Annotated in this window: 17 protein-coding genes and 1 pseudogene; 4 read left to right on the top strand and 14 right to left on the bottom strand. The window is 66.8% G+C overall.

Annotation, left to right across the window (positions count from 1 at the left end):
- Positions 1-13 precede the first annotated feature (13 nt).
- The gene (locus ACFW6D_RS15375; RefSeq protein ID WP_379328556.1) at positions 14-2,005 is read left to right on the top strand and encodes a BTAD domain-containing putative transcriptional regulator; all 1,992 of its coding nucleotides are present in this window, start codon (positions 14-16) and stop codon (positions 2,003-2,005) included.
- A 264-nt stretch (positions 2,006-2,269) separates the two neighbouring features.
- On the opposite strand, the gene ACFW6D_RS15370 is transcribed toward ACFW6D_RS15375, so the two are convergent.
- From ACFW6D_RS15370 to ACFW6D_RS15360, 3 genes are all read right to left on the bottom strand, one after another.
- Complete coding sequence (locus ACFW6D_RS15370; protein ID WP_379328554.1) at positions 2,270-3,412, bottom strand: N(5)-(carboxyethyl)ornithine synthase; 1,143 nt, start codon at positions 3,410-3,412, stop codon at positions 2,270-2,272.
- A 36-nt stretch (positions 3,413-3,448) separates the two neighbouring features.
- Entirely contained in the window at positions 3,449-4,963 is a 1,515-nt protein-coding gene (locus ACFW6D_RS15365) for a sugar porter family MFS transporter (protein ID WP_379328552.1), read from the bottom strand.
- A 303-nt stretch (positions 4,964-5,266) separates the two neighbouring features.
- A complete protein-coding gene (locus ACFW6D_RS15360; protein ID WP_379328550.1) occupies positions 5,267-5,557 on the bottom strand; it encodes a hypothetical protein in 291 nt (96 codons plus the stop codon).
- A gap of 638 nt (positions 5,558-6,195) precedes the next feature.
- Here ACFW6D_RS15360 and ACFW6D_RS15355 point away from each other — a divergent pair.
- Complete coding sequence (locus tag ACFW6D_RS15355) at positions 6,196-6,906, top strand: GNAT family N-acetyltransferase (RefSeq protein WP_379328548.1); 711 nt, start codon at positions 6,196-6,198, stop codon at positions 6,904-6,906.
- Positions 6,907-6,910: 4 nt separating this feature from the next.
- Here ACFW6D_RS15355 and ACFW6D_RS15350 read toward each other — a convergent pair whose 3' ends face one another.
- From ACFW6D_RS15350 to ACFW6D_RS15340, 3 genes are all read right to left on the bottom strand, one after another.
- On the bottom strand, positions 6,911-7,756 hold the full coding sequence (locus ACFW6D_RS15350) for an alpha/beta fold hydrolase (RefSeq protein WP_379328546.1): 846 nt from the start codon (positions 7,754-7,756) through the stop codon (positions 6,911-6,913).
- A complete protein-coding gene (locus ACFW6D_RS15345) occupies positions 7,753-9,009 on the bottom strand; it encodes an aspartate kinase (RefSeq protein ID WP_379328544.1) in 1,257 nt (418 codons plus the stop codon). Before ACFW6D_RS15345 ends, ACFW6D_RS15350 begins: the two co-directional genes overlap by 4 nt.
- Positions 9,010-9,145: 136 nt before the next feature.
- Entirely contained in the window at positions 9,146-9,895 is a 750-nt protein-coding gene (locus ACFW6D_RS15340) for an SDR family oxidoreductase (RefSeq protein ID WP_379328542.1), read from the bottom strand.
- Between the two features lie 102 nt (positions 9,896-9,997).
- Between ACFW6D_RS15340 and ACFW6D_RS15335 the strand changes: the two genes are divergently transcribed.
- The gene (locus ACFW6D_RS15335) at positions 9,998-10,843 is read left to right on the top strand and encodes a helix-turn-helix transcriptional regulator (protein ID WP_379328540.1); all 846 of its coding nucleotides are present in this window, start codon (positions 9,998-10,000) and stop codon (positions 10,841-10,843) included.
- Between the two features lies 1 nt (position 10,844).
- On the opposite strand, the gene ACFW6D_RS15330 is transcribed toward ACFW6D_RS15335, so the two are convergent.
- Complete coding sequence (locus ACFW6D_RS15330; protein WP_379328538.1) at positions 10,845-11,120, bottom strand: YggT family protein; 276 nt, start codon at positions 11,118-11,120, stop codon at positions 10,845-10,847.
- A gap of 149 nt (positions 11,121-11,269) precedes the next feature.
- Positions 11,270-12,061, bottom strand: a complete 792-nt coding sequence (locus ACFW6D_RS15325) for an alpha/beta fold hydrolase (RefSeq protein ID WP_379328536.1) — start codon at positions 12,059-12,061, stop codon at positions 11,270-11,272.
- A 47-nt stretch (positions 12,062-12,108) separates the two neighbouring features.
- Here ACFW6D_RS15325 and ACFW6D_RS15320 point away from each other — a divergent pair, with 47 nt between their 5' ends.
- On the top strand, positions 12,109-12,636 hold the full coding sequence (locus tag ACFW6D_RS15320; protein ID WP_379328534.1) for a TetR/AcrR family transcriptional regulator: 528 nt from the start codon (positions 12,109-12,111) through the stop codon (positions 12,634-12,636).
- A 52-nt stretch (positions 12,637-12,688) separates the two neighbouring features.
- On the opposite strand, the gene der is transcribed toward ACFW6D_RS15320, so the two are convergent.
- The 6 genes and pseudogenes from der to ACFW6D_RS15290 form a co-directional block, all read right to left on the bottom strand.
- The gene (gene der / locus ACFW6D_RS15315; protein ID WP_379328532.1) at positions 12,689-14,104 is read right to left on the bottom strand and encodes a ribosome biogenesis GTPase Der; all 1,416 of its coding nucleotides are present in this window, start codon (positions 14,102-14,104) and stop codon (positions 12,689-12,691) included.
- Positions 14,101-14,805, bottom strand: a complete 705-nt coding sequence (gene cmk, locus ACFW6D_RS15310; RefSeq protein WP_379328767.1) for a (d)CMP kinase — start codon at positions 14,803-14,805, stop codon at positions 14,101-14,103. The genes der and cmk overlap by 4 nt, the downstream gene beginning before the upstream one ends.
- A gap of 38 nt (positions 14,806-14,843) precedes the next feature.
- Positions 14,844-15,647 (bottom strand): annotated as a pseudogene (locus ACFW6D_RS15305) (pseudouridine synthase); the annotation flags it as partial.
- A gap of 659 nt (positions 15,648-16,306) precedes the next feature.
- Positions 16,307-16,963: an SMC-Scp complex subunit ScpB gene (gene scpB, locus ACFW6D_RS15300; protein WP_379328530.1), complete on the bottom strand. Its 657-nt coding sequence runs from the start codon at positions 16,961-16,963 to the stop codon at positions 16,307-16,309.
- A gap of 70 nt (positions 16,964-17,033) precedes the next feature.
- Positions 17,034-17,897, bottom strand: a complete 864-nt coding sequence (locus tag ACFW6D_RS15295) for a segregation and condensation protein A (RefSeq protein ID WP_379328528.1) — start codon at positions 17,895-17,897, stop codon at positions 17,034-17,036.
- 17 nt (positions 17,898-17,914) lie between these two features.
- Positions 17,915-18,748 carry a ParA family protein gene (locus tag ACFW6D_RS15290; RefSeq protein ID WP_228538008.1) on the bottom strand — a complete coding sequence of 278 codons (834 nt, stop codon included), beginning with the start codon at positions 18,746-18,748 and terminating at the stop codon, positions 17,915-17,917.
- Between the last annotated feature and the right edge of the window lie 50 nt (positions 18,749-18,798).

The raw sequence follows: 18,798 nt of genomic DNA, 5'->3' as shown, positions 1-18,798 counted from the left end.
CTACATTGGCCTGATGCGGTTTCAGGTGCTGGGTCCGGTGCTCGTGCACGACGACCTCGGCGAACCGGTGGCGCTGCGTGGTCCGCGCTACCGCGAGGTGCTCGCCCGGCTGATCCTCGCTCGTCGGCGGGTGGTGCCGGTGGGCCTGCTGGTCGAGGATCTGTGGGACGTGTCGCCTGCGGACGCGGTGGGCGCGGTGCGCACCTTCGTCGCGGGACTGCGGCGCGCGCTCGAGCCCGACCGCCGGCCCCGCAGCCCGGCCCGCCTGCTGGTCACGGAAGGACTCGGCTACGCGCTGCGTGCCGAACCCGACGCTGTCGATGCATGGCGATTCGACGACGCGGTGCGGTCTGCTTCGACTCTTCCTGCGGGGCAGGCCTTCTCACTGCTCACCGATGCACTCGGCTGGTGGCAGGGACCGGCCTACGCCGACTTCGCCGACGCGGGATGGGCTCAGGCCGAACGGTCACGGCTCACCGAGCAGCGACTGTTGGCGGTCGAGCGCCGCGCCGAAGCGCAACTGACGCTGGGTGCCGCCGCGGCGGCGGTTCCCGACCTCGACGCGCACGTCGCCGAACATCCTTGGCGCGAAGACGCGTGGGCACTGCTGGCCACTGCCCTGTACCGCTCGGGCCGACAAGCCGATGCGCTCGCTGTCCTCGCCAGGGCCCGCCGAATGCTGGCCGAGAATCTCGGAATCGACCCGGGACCGGCCTTGCGCCGCCTCGAAAACGACCTGCTGCGTCAGGCCGAACATCTCGACCCGGTCGCTGCCGATCCCACCGCTCAGGTCTGGGAACAGGCACGCGCCGCGTACGACAGCGCCGTCCCACCGGGCACCCGGACGCGTCTGGAATCGACTGCGGGCCTGATGCGCGATCTGGCGGTGACCGGCGGTGGCGGACTGGAAGCTGCTCGAACACACCGGCTTTCGGCTGTCGTGGCCGCCGACCAACTCGGTGACCCCGAACTGACCGCACGGGTGATCGGCATCTACGACGTGCCCGCGATCTGGACCCGCTCGGATGACCCGGCGCAGGCCGAACGGCTCGTGAACATCGCCGAGAAGACACTGCACCGACTACCCGCCCACGACGATGCCGACCGGGCTCGGCTGCTCGCCACCATCGCCGTCGAATCTCGCGGCGGTCTGCCGGTGGACAACCCGACCGAAGCCGGACTTCGACCCCTGCGTGCCGCCCGCCAGGCCGAGGAAATCGCCCGCCGACTACACGACCCAGCGCTGCTGGCCTTCGCACTCAACGGCGTGTTCATGCAGAGCTTCCAGCGCGCCGGACTGGCACAGCGCCGCGAAGCCGTCGGCGCCGAGATCGTCGCGGTCGCGGCACAGCGCAAACTCGCCACCTACGAGATACTCGGCCACCTCGTCCTCATCCAAACCCGCTGCGCCCTAGCCGATTACACCGGGGCCGACCAGCATGCCGAGGCCGCCGACGCGCTCGCACAGCGCTACGAACTACCGCTCGTCGAGGTATTCACAAGCTGGTTCCGCGCCCTACGTACCAGTGCGACAACAGATCTCGCCGCTGCCGAAGCGGCGTACGAAGCAGCAGCGGCGGCCCTCACCGGCGCCGGCATGCCCGGACTCGAACGTGGTCTGTTGCCGCTCGCCCAGCTGAGTCTGTATCTACGACATCACGACACCGGACGAATCGCCGCGATCGCCCCCGACACCGACTGGGGCCCTTACACATCCTGGGTCACGCCCACCCTGCTGGTCGCCCGAGGTGAATTCGACGATGCGCGAAAGGCCTTGCACAACATCGCCTCCCCACCGCGCGACCTGCTGTTCGAAGCGCTGTGGGCCATCGTGGCGCAGGCGGCCATCGCCGTCGACGACGTCGAGATCATGCAGCGAGCCCGAACCCAGCTGTCCCCCGCAGCGGCCGAAACCAGTGCGCAGAGTGGATTTCTCAGCGTTGGCCCGGTTCGCGCACACCTCGACGCCATCGAATCGGCGCTGTCGTCGGACTACCCGCGGTAGTCGCGGAACGACGCGCGCAGGTCGTCGATGGCGGGCTCGGGTCGACCCCAGGTCGCCGCGCCCTCGTAGCAGTGTTGCCGAACGAACGCTCGGAAAAGGACTGCCACCACACTGGCATGCGCGGATTCCCTTGCAGTCAACAGGCCTGGTGGGGCACACCGGGAACTGACCCCGGAAGCTGCGCAAAGTCCGCACGCTGGAGCTCACAAGCGGACAGACCTGCGGCGCGCGGGAAATATCCCACGCGCCGCCGATCGTCGAGCATCAGTTCACCGCGTACGGATACACATCCGAGCGGCCCTGGAACGACAGGATCCGTGGATTCTGCACCCGCCCGTCGCGAATTTCGATGGACCGGCGAATCGTTTCGCTGCTGTCCCACGCTGCGGGGCCGCCGAGTACCACCGGCAGGTACTCGAGCAGTGCTTCGGAGTTCTCCCAGGTGGCCGAGTCCCAGAGGAAGGAGGGGCTGTGGTCGACGCCGTAGTAGTGCAGATCGTCACCGACGGTGAACATCGGGTCCGCGAACGAGGTCGGGCGCGAGAATTCGAAGCCCATCCCCTCGTCGCAGGACACGTCGACGAAAAGCGTTCCGCGCGTGAACAGTTCGAGGTCGTCGTTCATGACGAACGTCAGCGGGTCCTCGGTGTCCTGGAACATGCAGTTCACGACCACGTCGTAGTTGGCCAGCATCTCCGCCAGCGGTCCAGGCTCTGGTGCCTTCAGTGCCAATGTCCGGCCGGGCAGGGCCGGGTCACGCTGGAAATGCTGCATCCGCACCGACGCGAACGGCGAGGCCACCGCTGACACGCTGCGCTGGGTCAGCACCGTCACATCGCTGATCCCCAGGGCCGACAGCGCCCGCACCGCACCGCGCGCGGTGGCACCGAAGCTGATCACCGCCGCGCGCATCCGGCGACCGTAATCCCCTGTCACGCCACGCAATTGGAGTGCGTGCATGACCGAGCAGTACCCGGCCAGTTCGTTGTTCTTGTGGAACACGTGAACATTGAACGCACCCGACTTCGTCCAGTGGTTCATCGCCTCCCACGCGATCAGCGTGAGGTCGCGATCGACAGCGAGCTGGGTCATCCGCGGGTCCTGCACGCAGTGCGGCCAGCCCCACACGATCGTGCCGTGGCGCATCTGTGCGAGGTCTTCGGCCAGCGGCTTGGCCAGCAACAGCACATCGCACTCTGCGAAGAGCTCTTCGCGCGTGCGATGGCCCGCTACCAGCGGGGCGAGGACCTCGTCGGGGTAACCGAATCGATTGCCGTAACCATGTTCGAGATAGATCCGACCGCGCAGTCCGGGATCGATGCGGTCGAGGTGAGCCGGGTGGATCGCCAGCCGGTGTTCGTTTTCCTTGCGAGAGGTCGCGACGACGCCGACGGTCAGGTCTTTCACAGTTGCTTCACCTGGTCAGCCTACCCGCAGGCCCTTTCAGCTCTCCGCTTCGTTGGTGATGTCATCGAGCGACTCGCCCATGGTCTCGGGCACCCGGCGGTAGCAGAACCACAGCGAGATCGCCGAGACCGCGGCGAAGATGAAGAACATCGTCGACGCGCCCCAGAGTTCGCCCAGCGGCGGGAACACCAGCGAGACCGTGAAATTTCCCATCCAGATGAGGAAGGTGCAGATACTCATCGCGGTGGCGCGGATCGGGGCGGGGAAGATCTCCGAGATCAGCAACCAGGTGGGCACACCGACGCCGAGCTGGAAGGCGCACACGTACACGATCATCAAGGCCAGCAATATGTAGCCGGTGGCCGTGCTCTGGGTGAGCTGTTCGATCAGACCCATGCCGACCAATGCGACGATCATGATCGCCAGGCCGATGAACATCGGTGGGCGCCTGCCGATCTTGTCGACCAGACTCATACCGAGGATCACACCGAGCACCGCGCCGATGCCGATACCGATCGACGAGGTGATAGCCGCATTGTCACCCATCCCGGCTTGGGTGAGCGTGGACGGCGCGTAGTAGATGACGGTATTGACACCGACGAATTGCTGAATCAAGGCCAATCCGACACCGGTCCAGAACAGCGCGCGCACCTTCGGTTTGCGCAACTGGTCGCCCAAACTGGCCTTGACCGCCGCGTCGGCGGCTTCGGACTGTTTGATTTCGGTAATCGTCGGCTCGACATTCTCCGGGAAATAGGACTGTTCGAGCACCTTCTTCGCGTCGGCCGTGCGGCCCTGTTTCAGATACCACCGCGGTGAATCCGGCATGAAATACATGCCGATCACGAGTGCCGCGGCGGGAATGGCCGCCATCGCGAGCATGAGCCGCCAGTTCCCGGTGGGCGCGAGCAGCGCGTTGACGATGTAGGCGAGCAACTGCCCGCTGGCGATCATCAGCGAGTTCATCGAGACCAGGCGACCGCGATAGGTCGGCGGGGAGATCTCGGAGACGTACATCGGGACCACCAGCGAGGCGGTGCCGACGGCGACGCCGAGGAACAGCCGGGTGATGATCATGACCGTGGCATCGGGCGCGAGTGCCTGGGCGATCGCACCGATGAAGAACAGGCAGCCGGCGAACAGCAGCGTCATCCGCCTGCCCCACCGGTCGGCCATCCAGCCGCCGGTGATCGAGCCGATCGCGGCACCGATGAGCAGCGAACTCGTGATGATGCCGACCTGAGTCTGGCTCAGTCCGAAGTCGGGCGTGAGGTAGACCAGCACGCCGGAGATGACGCCGGTGTCGTAGCCGAACAGCGCACCGCCGAGTGCGGCGATGACGACGACGGTGAGGACGAACTTCTTGATCTTGGCCCGCATCGCGGCGTGCTCGGGTGATTCGTCCGGCTGCGGGACCGGTGGTTCGGTGACCGGGGACACCACCACCTTCTCGGTGTCGTCCTGGACCGGATTGGGTACCCGGACGGGGGTGTCGGTATTCGGTCCGATCAGTCCGCCGGGCCCCTTCGCAGGCGGCACGGACGGATTCATCACGGCACCGTGCCGCTCTGGTTCCTTATCGGTGGATCCACGAGAGGAATCGGGCATGTCCACACCTCCGCCGATGGAGTAAGTCGATTCCTGCACCTTAATCGAGCTCAATAGTTCTGCGATAGCTCGAAATCCGTGCGGCTGAATGCTGCCCCACCCCCTGCGTGGAACAACATTCCCCGATCAACACGCTCTTATCGTATTTTCGGGTGCCGAAATATTCACCGTGTACCGATTCGACGGGAAGTTTCGTGTAGTTTTCCGACACCATTCATCCGTCAAACCGTGACCCCGAACAGCGGACTATCGGCGATGTAGCGACCAGACGGTCACCGCACCCCAGAGCGCCAGACGCACCGCTGCGGCCATATAGAGCAGATACGCCAGTACGACCAGAATCGGCCCGTAATTGCCCGCCCAGTCGCCGAGGCGCAGCAGGCAGACCACGCCGAGGCCGAGCAGGATCATCCCGAGGATCAACCCCGGCGTCGCCAGCGGCGCGAGGGGAGATTCGGGGGCCGTGGTCGCGGCGACCCGACGACCCTGTCCGGTAACTGAAAGGTTGCTGTTTGGTTCGAAGTAGATGCTGCTCATGACAACGAGGTCCCTTCCGGACAGCCGTCCCGACACGGCCGATCAACGATCCGTACTGGATCTTTCGGTTGCCGCCGCGCCGAGGCGGACGTGCGGGGCGTTCACGACCACGGATCGGCGATGATCCGGTTGATGATCACGAACGGTTAACGTTCAGCAATTACGAGCTTGCCAGCTGGGCCGACCGGATGACAGACGGTGTGATCTGCATCACATCGAACAAGCGTACGACACGAAATGATAACGCGCGTTACATTTCCCCAGAACACCGGCCGGAACGGGCAAAACCTCCACACAACTGGACGTTTGCTCAGATTCTCGACATCGGTGTCATTTATCGAACCGTTATGGCGCTGACGTGCGAAAACGTGCTCTGACGCACACCGCGATCCAGTTGGTACCTTCGCGAGCCGCCGCAACGGCGCCGTGACGCGATCCGCCCAGCGCACGCGGCGCAACTTTCCGACCGCGACATCTGCGTGCGCACTTCCAGCTACCGCACCACGTCGGCTATCTTGCATCCAGTTCTTTTCGATGCTGCTGGATCGTTCGTGTCGCTTCGCCGAATCATGATGTCGCGGGAACCATCCACGCCTCATGCATTCGGCGACCCTCTCAGACGAAGGACGCCGGTCACCATGCCCGCACCCGTTATCCTCCATGGCCGCATCGCACGGCTGGAACCCCTTGCACCCCACCATGTTCCCGGCCTGGTCGCCGCGGCGGCCGCCCTCGACGGGCCTGCCGGGTTCACCGTCGTCCCGCACGGCGAACAGGAGGCGCGCACCTATGTCTTCCAGGCCGAAGCCGCGCAACTGGCAGGCACGGCACTGGCCTTCGCGATCGTCACCGTCGCCGACGAGTGCGTGGTCGGGGCGACCCGATTCACCCGACTCGACTACTGGCAGGGGCCGCTGACCTGGCCGTTGTCGGCCGAACCGGTCACCTCGTTGCCCGGCGGCGCCATCCCCGACGCCGTGGAGATCGGCAACACCTGGCTCACCCCCTCGGTGCGCGGCGGTCAGGTGAATCTCGACGCCAAACTGCTGCTGCTGTCGCATGCCTTCGACAGCTGGGGTGTGCGGCGGGTGACGCTGCGCGCCGACGCTCGCAACCTGCGCTCGCGGGCGGCGATCGAACGCCTGGGAGCGGTGAGCGACGGTGTGCGGCGGGCACATTCGCGCGGACTCGACGGTGCGGTGCGTGACACCGCGTTCTATTCGATCCTGCACGAGGAATGGCCGGGCGTTCGCGGTCGCATTCACGAGCAACTGGCCGTGCGGGCGATGCGCTGTGCCCCGTTGATGCCTGCCCTGCCCGAATCGATGCGGCCGTTGGCGATCGGTTGACGTCTCAGCTCGGCAGCGACTGGATGCGGTCGACGATCAGGTCGGCGAGCTCGTTCGGGTACTCCTCGGGAAGCCAGTGCGAACCGTCGAGCACGGTGAGGCGATAGTCGCCGGTGACATACTCACCGGTCAGGTCGGCGGCGCGGCCGGTGAGCCACGGGTCACCGGTGCTCCACACATACGTCACCGGAATCGTGACCCGCGTGGTCGCCGCCCGCCGGGTGGTCATCGGCAAGCCGCGATACCAATGCATCGCCGTGGTGAGCGCGCCCGTGTCGATGACCTCGGTGTGCACGCGCGCGATCGCCTCCGGGTTCATCCCGGTTCCGGCCAGCGTCCGGTCCATCCGGGCGCCGCTCACCCGCAGGGCGAACTCGGGCAGCACCGGAAGCTGGATCAACCCGATGTACCACGAGCGCAGGAACTGGCCGCTGCTGAGCATCGAGCGGAAGTAGGCGCCCGGATGCGGCACCGAAAGGGCCACCAGTGTTCGGACGAGGTCGGGCCGTGCGGCCGCTGCCGCCCAGCCGACCGCCGCACCCCAGTCGTGCCCGACCAGGTGGACCGGCCCACGATCGATGGCGCCGATCAACGCGACCACGTCATCGACGAGTTCGGGCATCTTGTAGTCGCGGCGACGTCGTGGCCGGGCGCGCGGTGAGTAACCGCGCTGGTTCGGGGCGACGGTGCGATACCCGCGAGCATTGAGCAACGCGGTGATCGGGCGCAGCGAGGACGCGGTTTGCGGAAAGCCGTGCAGTGCAACGACTACGGGGCCGTCGAGTGGGCCGGAATCGACGACGTCGAATTCGAGTCCGGCTCTGGTGAACGAGGTCAACCGGGTGCTCATCTCCCGGTACCTCCGTGCACGACAGCCACCTCCGCACCGCCGAGGTCGAAGGCGCGATGCAGGATGCGCACGGCTTCGTCGAGGTCGGTGTCGCGGACCAGCACGGAAATGCGGATCTCGGAGGTGGCGATCAGGTCCAGGTTGATGTTCGCCGCGGCCAGCGCCTCGCAGAAGGTGGCGGTGACGCCCGGGGTGTCGCGCATCCCCGCGCCGATCAGCGAGACCTTGCCGACGCGGTCGTCGTAGCGGACGTCGGCGAAACCGATCTCCGCGCGGCGGTCGCGCAGTAGGGCGACGGCGCGCGCACCGTCGGCGGCGGGCAGGGTGAAGGTGATGTCGGTGCGGCCGGTGCCGGTGTTCTGCACCACCATGTCGATCCCGATCTCGGCGTCGGCGACCGCGCGGAACACCTTCGCCGCGTAGCCGGGCTCGTCGGGCAGGCCGACGACGGTCACCTTGGCCTCGTCCCGATCGTGCGCGACGCCGGTGAGCACGGCCTGGTCGGCGGGGATGTCGGCCATCGAGCCGAACACGGTGGTGCCGATCCCGTCGGTGTAGGACGAGCGCACATGCACGGGAACCTGGTAGCGCCGCGCGTATTCGACGCAGCGCAGCATGAGTACCTTCGAACCGCAGGCCGCCATCTCCAGCATCTCCTCGTAGGAGACCTGGTCGAGTTTCTGGGCGTCGGCCACGATGCGCGGGTCGGCGGTGAAGATGCCGTCGACGTCGGTGTAGATCTCGCAGACGTCGGCGCGCAATGCCGCGGCCAGTGCGACGGCGGTGGTGTCGGAGCCGCCGCGGCCGAGGGTGGTGACGTCGTTGTTGTCCTGACTGACGCCCTGGAACCCGGCGACCAACACCACTTCGCCGTCGTCGAGGGCGCGGCGCACCCGTCCCGGATCGACTTCGATGATCTTGGCGCGGCCGTGGGTGCCGGTGGTGATCACGCCCGCCTGCGAGCCCGTCAACGATCGGGCTTCGGCGCCGAGTGCGTGAATTGCCATGGCTACCAACGCATTCGAGATCCGTTCACCGGAGGTCAGGAGCATGTCCAGCTCGCGCGGTTCCGGGGCCGACGCGATCTGGCCCGCCAATTCGAGGAGCTCGTCGGTGGTGTCGCCCATTGCCGAGCAGACCACCACCACATCGTGCCCCTGCTTCTTCGTCTCCACGATCCGTTCGGCGACCCGCCGGATCCGCTCCGCGGTGGCTACCGACGAGCCGCCGAATTTCTGCACAACCAGGGCCATCCGCCAGTCCTCTCCCCTGCTCCCCCGCCTGCGATCGGCGGGTGACCCTTCGAGTATCCAGGCAATCCGGGCACGGCCGTACCAATTCGGCAACGAAAGTAACTGCCGCCGAATGGTTTCGGCGGCAGTCACTACTTCATCCCTGTTCGGTGGGGACGACGATCAGTTCGGCGATGTTCATTCGGCGTGGGGCCGAGACGGCGTAAGCGATGGCATCGGCGATGTCGGTGGGGAGCAGGATTTCCAGTCCGTCCCGCCAGTCGGCGAGTTCGGCGCGTCGGGTGTCGTCGCGCATGCCCGCGCCGAGTTCGGTGCCGACGAACCCGGGTTCGATGTTCTTGACCCGGACTCCGCGTGGACCGAACTCGGTGCGCAAATTGCGGGTCAGGTGGGCCACCGCCGCCTTGGTGGCGCAATAGACGCCGTAATTCGGGAACGACACGTGGCCGCCGATGGAACCGACGAGCACCAGGTCAGCGGTGCGACCCGCGTCGGCGGCGGCGAGCAGGTCATCGATGAAGGCCCTTCCGGTGTAGAGCAATCCGTTGATATTCGTGCCGACCATCTGGTCCCATTCGTCGACTTCGGCCTGCTCGAACGGCGCGCCGAGCATGACGCCTGCGTTCGCGACCACCAGATCGACAGGACCGAACGCGGCGCGCACCTCGGCGGCGGCATCCAGGATGGACTGCCGCTCGGTCACGTCGACGGTCACCGCGAGGGTGTTCGCGCCGATACTGTGAGCGAGTTCTTCGAGTCGATCCTTGCGCCGCCCGAGCAGCGCGACCTTCATGCCCTCGTCCGCCAGCCGACGCGCGGTGGCGGCACCGATACCGCTGGATGCTCCGGTGACTACGGCGACCCGGCCTTCGTTGTTGTTTGTCATGGTCACAACGTTGGTCTCGGTGCCCGACGCGTGCCAGGTCGGAAGCTTCCTGGTAGCGGGAGGGCCACCCAGCTCGCACCCGGTCGGCCTACCCTCGACAGCATGGATTCCGACAATCGTCTCGGTGTGTTCCTGCGGGCCCGCCGCCAGCAGGTCACCCCCGCAGAGTTCGGGATGGCCGGCGGCGGTCAGCGCCGGGTGGCCGGATTACGGCGCGAGGAAGTCGCGATGTTGGCGGGAATGAGCGCGGATTACTACATCCGGCTCGAACAAGGCCGCGACAAACATCCGTCCGATCAGATCGTGACGGCGCTCGCGCGGGTGTTCTCCCTCGACGACGACGGCGTCGCACATCTGCGGGAGCTGGCGCGACCGGCGCCGCGACGCACCCGTGCACCGCGACGACCGGAGCGGGTCACGCCGAGTCTGCTGCGCCTGATGCGCACCTGGTCGGACACGCCTGCACTGGTCTACGGGCGGCATCTGGACGTGCTGGCCGCGACACCGCTGGCCGTCGCGCTGAATGCCTGTTCGGTGCCGGGAGTCAATCAGGTTCGGATGGTGTTCCTGGATCCCGAGGCGCGCAACGTTTTTCCGGATTGGCCGAGAATCGCCGCGGAAACGGTGGCCGCGCTGCGCGTCAACGCGGGCACCGATCTCGACGACCCGCGCTTGACGGAACTGGTGGGCGAGCTGTCGTTGAAGAGCGAGGACTTCCGGCGGCTCTGGGCCAAGCACGAGGTTCGCGCGAAAACCGCCGGGGAGAAGCGATTCACCCACCCGCTGGTGGGTGAGCTGGCGTTGTCCTACGAGACATTCACGGTCAACGGCGCGCCGGGACAGACGCTCGTCGTCTATCACGCCGAGCCGGGCTCCGACGCCGAGCAGTCACTGGCGCTGCTCGGCACCATCGACACCGCCTCGGCGAGCTCGACGGTGGCGCTCTGATCTACAGACTGAACGCCACCGAGCGCAGGATCAGCACGGCGATGAACACCGCGGTGAACGCCAGGTCGAGGCCGAAATCACCGATGCGGATGGGCTTCAACACTTTCCGTACCGGGGCGATCACCGGTTCGGTCGCGGCATGGGTCACCTCCCGCGCCTTGCGCGCCCACTGCGGGCCGTTGCCCAGCGCATCGATCCAGTCGACCACCATCCTGGCGATCAACAGCACCAAGAACACCGTCAACGCGTAACCGACCAAGGTTCCGATGAGACTCATGACACACTCCCTCGCGGAGGCCGCTTCGACCTCGTACCGCTTTCAACGTGCCCGACATTGCCGAAGTGTCCACCACCCGGTGGTTCTCAGATGATTATCAGGCCTGCGGGAGTGTTCTTCGGCGTGATCGTGGACGTGGCGGGCGCCGACTACTCGCCGTGGCGGGCGTCGGTCGGTTCGTAGCGGCGGGTGAAGTCGAGGATGTGGGAGGTCACCACGGTGGGGATCTGGTACAGGATGCCGTGGCCGACGTTCGGGACGATCTCGGTTTCGCAGATGGCGATGTTGTCGTGAAGGCGTTGGGCGGCGAGCTCGGCGTCGACGATCTGGGACTGCGCACCGAAGAGGCCCAGGGTCGGGACCGTGATCTCGGCCAATCGCTCGTCGGAGAACATGCGCGGGTAGCCGATGGCGGGGTGATATTTCAGCGCGGCCTTCACCCCGGCGAACTCCGCGTCGTTCAGCGCGACCCCGGGATTGAGCCACTCCTGCATCTTGCGCAGATTCTTGTCGGTGGGCCGCGCGCCCACCTTGATCATCGTCCGCAGCACGCTCCAACGGAGCTTGGTGAGGGTGCCGCCGGGCTCGGCGATCGTCAAGCTCGCCAAACGCCGCCGCTCCCCCGCGGCGATCGCCATCGCCAGCCACGCACCCTGCGAATATCCGACCAGGTGCACCTTCTCTACGCCGAGGCCGTCGAGCACTTCGCCGAGCCAGGCACCGAATGTGAACTCGTCGATCGGCGCGGTCTGCACGCTGAGTCCCGGGGCGCCGATCATCTCCGGCGCGTACACCACGCGGTCGCGCGCGAGGTCGGCGATCAGGTGACTCCACATGAGACTGTTGCCGCCGAGCGAGTGCATCATCACGATCGGAACACCGTGTCCGACACCGGATTTGCGTACCTTCGTCATACCGAAGGAGGTGGGGACGTCGTGCATGGTGCAGGGAATCGGCCACTTGCTTTTCCAGTTCGCCGTATGCGCGCATGTACTCCTCGCGCGCCTTGTCGTTCTTGAATCGCCCGATCTTGGCCGGGGTGTCGGTGCGGTCGGTGCAGTATTACTTCGGCACCAAGCGGGAGTTCATTCTCGCCACGCACCGCGCTGTCGTCGAGGATTCCGGTGCCCGGATGGCACAGGGGTTCGCGGCCCTCGGACCCGACGCCGGTCCACGCGATGTCGTGCGCGCGATGCTGATGTCGGTACTGCCCCTCGATGAACCGAGTCGGCGGGACGCGGTCATTCTCGGCATTTTCCATGCGGCGACGCTCACCGGCCCCGACGTCGAATCCGCCGATACCGTGGGCGCGCCGAACTACATCGTCGATGCGGTCGCGGGACAACTGCGGGCGTTGCGGGGGCCCGACGCCGACGAGAAGACGGTCGTCGCGGATGCCGAGGTGATCCTGCTCGCGCTCGGCGGACTCGCCCAGGGCATGCTCACCAACGACGACTACGCCGCGCGCGCACCACAATTGGTCGATCACCTGCTCGACCGCGTGCTCGACGCCTGAAAAGCGAACAGCCCCGGCGATATTCGCCGAGGCCGCTCGTGGGATCTTCGAATTACTTCTTGCGTTCCTTCTTCTCGCGCACACGCACCGAGATGCGCACCGGCGAGCCGTCGAAGCCGAACTCCTCACGCAGGCGACGCTCCAGGAAGCGGCGGTAGCCCGCCTCGAGGAAGCCGGTGGTGAACAGCACGAACGTCGGCGGGCGGGTGCTCGCCTGGGTGGCGAACATGACGCGGGGCTGACGGCCGCCACGCATCGGCGGCGGGGTGGCCGCGATGACTTCCTTGAGCCAGGTGTTCAGGCGACCGGTGGAGATGCGCTTGTCCCAGGACTCGAGCGCGGTCTCCATCTGCGGCACCAGCTTGGCCACGGCGCGGCCGGTGTGGGCAGAAATGTTGACGCGCTGTGCCCACGGCACGCGCACCAGATCGCGGTCGATCTCGCGCTCGAGCATGTAGCGGCGGTCCTCGTCGACCAAGTCCCACTTGTTGAACGCCAGCACCAGCGCGCGACCGGAGTCGGCGACCAGGCTGATCACGCGCAGGTCCTGTTCGGTGATCGGCACCGAGGCGTCGATCAGCATGATCGCGACCTCGGAGGCTTCGAGGGCCGACTTCGTGCGCAGCGAGGCGTAGAACTCGGTGCCGGTAGCATTGGAGACCTTGCGGCGCAGACCGGCGGTGTCGACGAACTTCCAGGTCTTGCCGCCGAGCTCGACCAGCGAGTCGACCGGGTCGACAGTGGTGCCGGCGACGTCGTGGACCACCGAACGCTCGTCGCCCGCCAGCTTGTTGAGCAGGCTGGACTTGCCGACGTTCGGCTTGCCGACCAGGGCAACGCGACGCGGACCCGCGACAGCGGTGCCCTCACGCGGGGTCTCGGGCAGTGCGCTGAGCACGTCGTCGAGGAGGTCACCGGTGCCACGACCGTGTGCGGCCGAGACCATGCGCGGCTCGCCAAGACCCAGCGACCACAGCGACGCGGCCTCGAGTTCGACCTTCTGGTCGTCGACCTTGTTGGCCACCAGGATCACCGGGATCTTGGAGCGGCGCAGCTTGCGCACCGCGGCCTCGTCGGTCGTGGTCGCGCCGACGGTGGCGTCGACGACGAGCAGGATCGCGTCGGCGGTTTCCATCGCCACCTCGGCCTGGCGCGCGACATGGGCCTGCAGGCCCTTGGCGTCGGGTTCCCAACCGCCGGTGTCCTGCACCATGAAGCGGCGCCCGGCCCAGTTGGCCTCGTACGAAATACGGTCACGGGTGACACCGGGAACGTCTTCGACCACCGCTTCGCGACGGCCGAGAATGCGGTTGACCAGGGTCGACTTGCCCACGTTCGGGCGCCCGACCACGGCAAGCGTCGGCATGGCGACGAACTGTTCACCCTCACCGTCGGCGTCGATATCGAGGTTTTCCCACTCGGACTCGTCGGTCCAGGTTCCGTCGCCTACGAGAATCTCTTCGATCATCGCGGACCTCCTGTCGTGGCCGAAAGCTGCTGAGCCACCACGCGATACAGCTCCTCGATGGTCTGCGCCATCGTCAGGTCGCTGGTGTCGACGAGCACCGCGTCGGCGGCGGGGCGCAAGGGCGACACTGTGCGGGTGGAGTCGAGGGTGTCGCGGCGGACGACGTCGGCCAGCACGGCCTCGTAGTCGTCGCCACGGCCCTCGCGGATGTTCTGCGCGTTGCGCCGTTCGGCGCGTGCCTCCGGGGAGGCGGTGAGGTAGATCTTGGCGTCGGCGCCGGTGAGCACGACGGTGCCGATATCGCGGCCTTCGACCACGATGCGCCCGGACGAGGCCGCGATCTCCTGCTGCAGCGACACCAACTGCTCGCGCACCTGACCCACTGCCGAGACCGCCGAAACGGCCTTGGTGACGGCATCGCCGCGGATCTCACTCGACACGTCCTCGCCGTCGAGTTCGATGACCTCGTGGCTGGGATCGGTGCCGATCGAAAGAGGCAGCGCGGCAACGGTTTCCGCGATAGCGACCGAGTCGGTCAGGTCGACGCCCGCACGCAGCACGCACAGGGTCGCCACGCGGTACATGGCACCGGTGTCGAGGTAGCGGGCACCGAGGCGCGTCGCGAGACGACGCGACACGCTGGACTTGCCGGTGCCGGAGGGACCGTCCATCGCGACGACGAGCGTCGCGTCACCGGTCATCCGGTCACTGGCGAATTCCAGGGGAAAGTCCACACCGTTCACAGCTGCACCGCCTCGTAGAGTTTGCCGATCTCGTCGCGGCCGAGCACCCGCAGCGTGCCGGGGCGCTGGTCACCCAGTGCCACCGGGCCGAGGTGGGTGCGCACCAGCCGGATCACCGGGTGGCCGACCTCGTCGAGCAGCCTACGCACGATGTGCTTGCGCCCCTCGTGCAACACGAGCTTCACCAGCGAACGACCCTGGTTGGCCTCGAGCATCATGAACTTGTCGACCTTGGCGGGGCCGTCCTCGAGCTCGACGCCTTCACGCAGGCGCTTGCCGACCAGGCGGTAGTTCACCTCGCCGTCGACGGTCGCCAGGTAAGTCTTGGGCACCTCGAACGAGGGGTGCATCAGCCGATGCGCCATCTCGCCGTCATTGGTGACCAGCAGCAGACCCTCGGTGTCGGCATCCAGACGGCCGACGTGGAACAGGCGCTGACCAGCGGCGATACGCTCGGCGATGATATCTCCGACGCAGGGGCGCCCCAGGTCGTCGGACATGGTGGACTGCCAGCCCCTCGGCTTGTTCAGCACCAGGTGCACCAGTTCGTCGCGGACGACGACCCGGGTGCCGTCGACGCGTACGACCGCGTTCTCGGCGTCGATACGCAGACCCTGCTCACGCACGATCTTGCCGTCGACCTCGACGCGACCGGCGGCGATCATCTCCTCGGCGGCGCGACGCGAAGCCACACCGGCCTTGGCGAGGACCTTCTGCAGGCGTTCGCCTTCGCCCCACGGGAGCTTCTTGGGGCCCTCGGTGACCTCGGCGTGCTGGTGACGCGCGGGCTTGGCGTTGTTCAGGATCGTCGGAGCGACGACCTTCTTCTGCGGCTTCGAGGAGGTCTTCTTGCGAGCGGCGAAGGCCTGGGTACCTGCCGAAGCGCCGCTACGCTGACCGGCCGTGCCGCCCCGCTGGACGTCACCACGCGGGTAGCCGCCACCGGTGCCGCGACGGTCATCACGCTGACCCGCGCCTGCGGGAGCGCCACGACGGTCGTCACGCTGGTAACCACCGGCCGACGGACCACGACGGTCACCACCGGCGGGGGCACCACGACGGTCATCACGCTGGTAACCACCGGCGGACGCGCCGCGACCGGCCGGGGCACCACGTCGATCATCACGCTGGTAACCACCGGGCGAACTGCCACGACGGTCACCACCGGTGGACGCACCACGACGGTCATCACGCTGGTAGCCACCACCGGTGGACCCACGACGACCGCCGGATTCGGCGTCACGCTGGAAGCTGCCCGCGGACCGGGCTGCTGTCTGATTGCCGCGCTGATAGCCACCCGCGCCGCGGGCGGGAGCACCTGCGCGGGAGCTCCCCTGCCCGGTGCGCGCACTGTCGCCGCGGTTACCCGCGGTTCGATTCGCGCCACTTCGGGGCTGGTCGCTGCGACTTCTTCGATCCGGTGTGCCATCTCGGCGAGCGGAATTATTCATCTGTCCTGTCAATCGTCAGTGCCGAGGTCCATGTCGGACTCGGCGGATTTCTTCAGCCTGGTGAACCGGGGATCGGTTTCCAGGCTCTCGCTGATCTCGTCGATCAGATCGACGCCGGGAAGCAGCGGCGCCAGCAGTGGCAGGTCGCCGAGAGAGGCGAGCCCGATCCGTTCGAGGAACAACTCGGTGGTGCGGTACAACGTGCCGTTGGTTTCGGGGTCCTGACCTGCTTCCGCGATCAAGCCTCTGGCCAGCAGCGTGCGCATCACTCCGTCGACGTTCACCCCTCGGACCGCGCTGACCCGCATGCGGGTCACCGGCTGGCGGTAGGCGACTACCGCCAAGGTTTCCAAGGCGGCCCGGGTCAGTTTGGTCCGGGCCCCGTCGAGCAGTACACGCTCGACGTAGGGCGCGTACTCCTGTCGAGTATAGAAGCGCCATCCGTCACCGACGAAACGCAGGTCGATGCCGCTGCCTCGTTCGGTCAGTTCGGCCGACATCGCGCGCAGCACGGTTTCGACGCGCTCGCTGGTGTCGTCCAGGGCCGCTGCCAGCTGTTCTGTCGGTGCCGGGGCGTCGACGACGAGCAACATGGCCTCGAGGGCCGAGCGCAATTCGAGGTCGTCGAGTGGCTCGGAGGTGAATTCCGCCACTGCTTCCGTCATGCTCTGCCTCCTCGGATGATCGTGGGCCCTGGGTGGTCACTCTGTGCCGGCGCCTGCGGGCCCGATGCGCTCACCCGTAATCCTCCTCGAACTTCAACGCCGCCGCTTCCGCCTCCACGTCGAGCTCGCCGAGCCAGCTGACAGCCAGCGGCCCGAGCGGATCGGGTTGGTCGAAGGCGATGGTCTTACCGCGATACAGCTCCAACAACGCCAGGAACCGCGCCACGATTTCCACCGGGACTGTGCAGTCGACCACCAATTCGGCGAACGTCGTCCACCCGCCCGGCCCGCGTTGCTTCAAGAGGGCCAGCACCACCTCGGCCTGTTCGGCGACCGAGATGGTGTGCATGTGCAGATGCCCGAGCCCGACCTCGGCGATCGGGCGTGGCCGGAAGGCGGCCGCGGCGATCTCGGCGAACGCGGCGATATCCACGCCGAGCGTCACCTCGGGCAGCAGCCCTTCGAACTGTTCTTCCAGTGCCACCGAGCGCGGGTACCGGCGCAGGGCCGCGGCTTCCAGTTCGGCGAGCAGCTCGGCCACCTGCTTGAACGCGCGGTACTGCAGCAGTCGCGCGAACAGCAGATCGCGAGCGTCGAGGAGTTCGAGATCGTCCGCGTCGGTCATCTCCCCCGACGGCAGCAGCCGAGCAGCCTTGAGGTCGAGCAGAGTGGCGGCGACGACGAGGAATTCGGTGGTCTGATCGAGAATCTTGTCCGCGCGCAGCTTGGTGTTGCCGGCCAGCTCGGCGGTCAATGCCTTGGTGTAGGCGATGAATTCATCGGTGACCTGGTGCAGCGCGACTTCGGTGACATCGAGTTTGCGCGAGCTGATCAGCGTCAGCAGCAGATCGAACGGCCCCTCGAAATTGGTGAGCCGCAAGTGGAACCCGGACTTCTCCGCGTCCGGTACCGCGTCTTCGGGTACTGCTTGCACCGCAGGTGGAGCTCCGATCACCGGCCCGACCGGTGGATGACTTCGCGGGCCATCGCACGGTACGACTCAGCGCCGCCCGATTTCGGCGACCAGGTGGTGATCGGCTCCCCCGCGACGCTGGCGTCGGGGAAGCGCACGGTACGCGAGATGGCGGTGTCATAGACCAGATCGCCGAACACCTCGACCACGCGCGACATCACCTGACGCGAATGCAGCAGTCGCGCATCGAACATGGTGACCACGATGCCGTAGAGGCTCAGCCGCGGGTTGAGACGGTCGCGCACTTTCTCGACGGTGTCGTTGAGCAGCGCGAGGCCACGCAGCGAGAAGTACTCGCACTCCATCGGAATGATCACACCGTCGGAACAGGCCAGCGCGTTGACGGTGAGCAGGCCGAGCGAGGGCTGGCAGTCGATGAGGATGTAGTCGTAGCGATCGCGCACGCCGTGCAGGGCACGGCCGAGCGACTGTTCGCGGCCGACCTCGTTGACCAGCTGGATCTCGGCCGCGGAGAGGTCGATGTTGCTGGGTAGCAGGTCCATGCCGTCGACCTTGGTGGTCTGCAGCACGTCGTCGACCTTGGCCTTGCCGCCGATCAGCAGGTCGTGCACGGTGAGATCGAGATCGTGGTGTGCCACACCGAGTCCGGCCGAGAGCGCGCCCTGCGGGTCGAGGTCGACCAGCAGCACGCGACGACCGTATTCGGCCAGTGCCGCACCGAGATTGATGGTCGAGGTGGTCTTGCCGACCCCGCCCTTCTGATTGCACATGGCGACGACGAGCGCGTCACCATGGCGCTGGACCTGCGGTGGATCGGGCACCAGGCGCAGCGGGCGGCCGGTCGGGCCCATCTCGACGGGCTCGGTGACCTGTTCCGGTCCACCGTCCCACGGTGTTTCCG

This window comes from Nocardia sp. NPDC058705 (assembly GCF_042749305.1).
Lineage (GTDB): Bacteria > Actinomycetota > Actinomycetes > Mycobacteriales > Mycobacteriaceae > Nocardia.
This window is presented reverse-complemented; position numbering and strand designations above follow the sequence as displayed.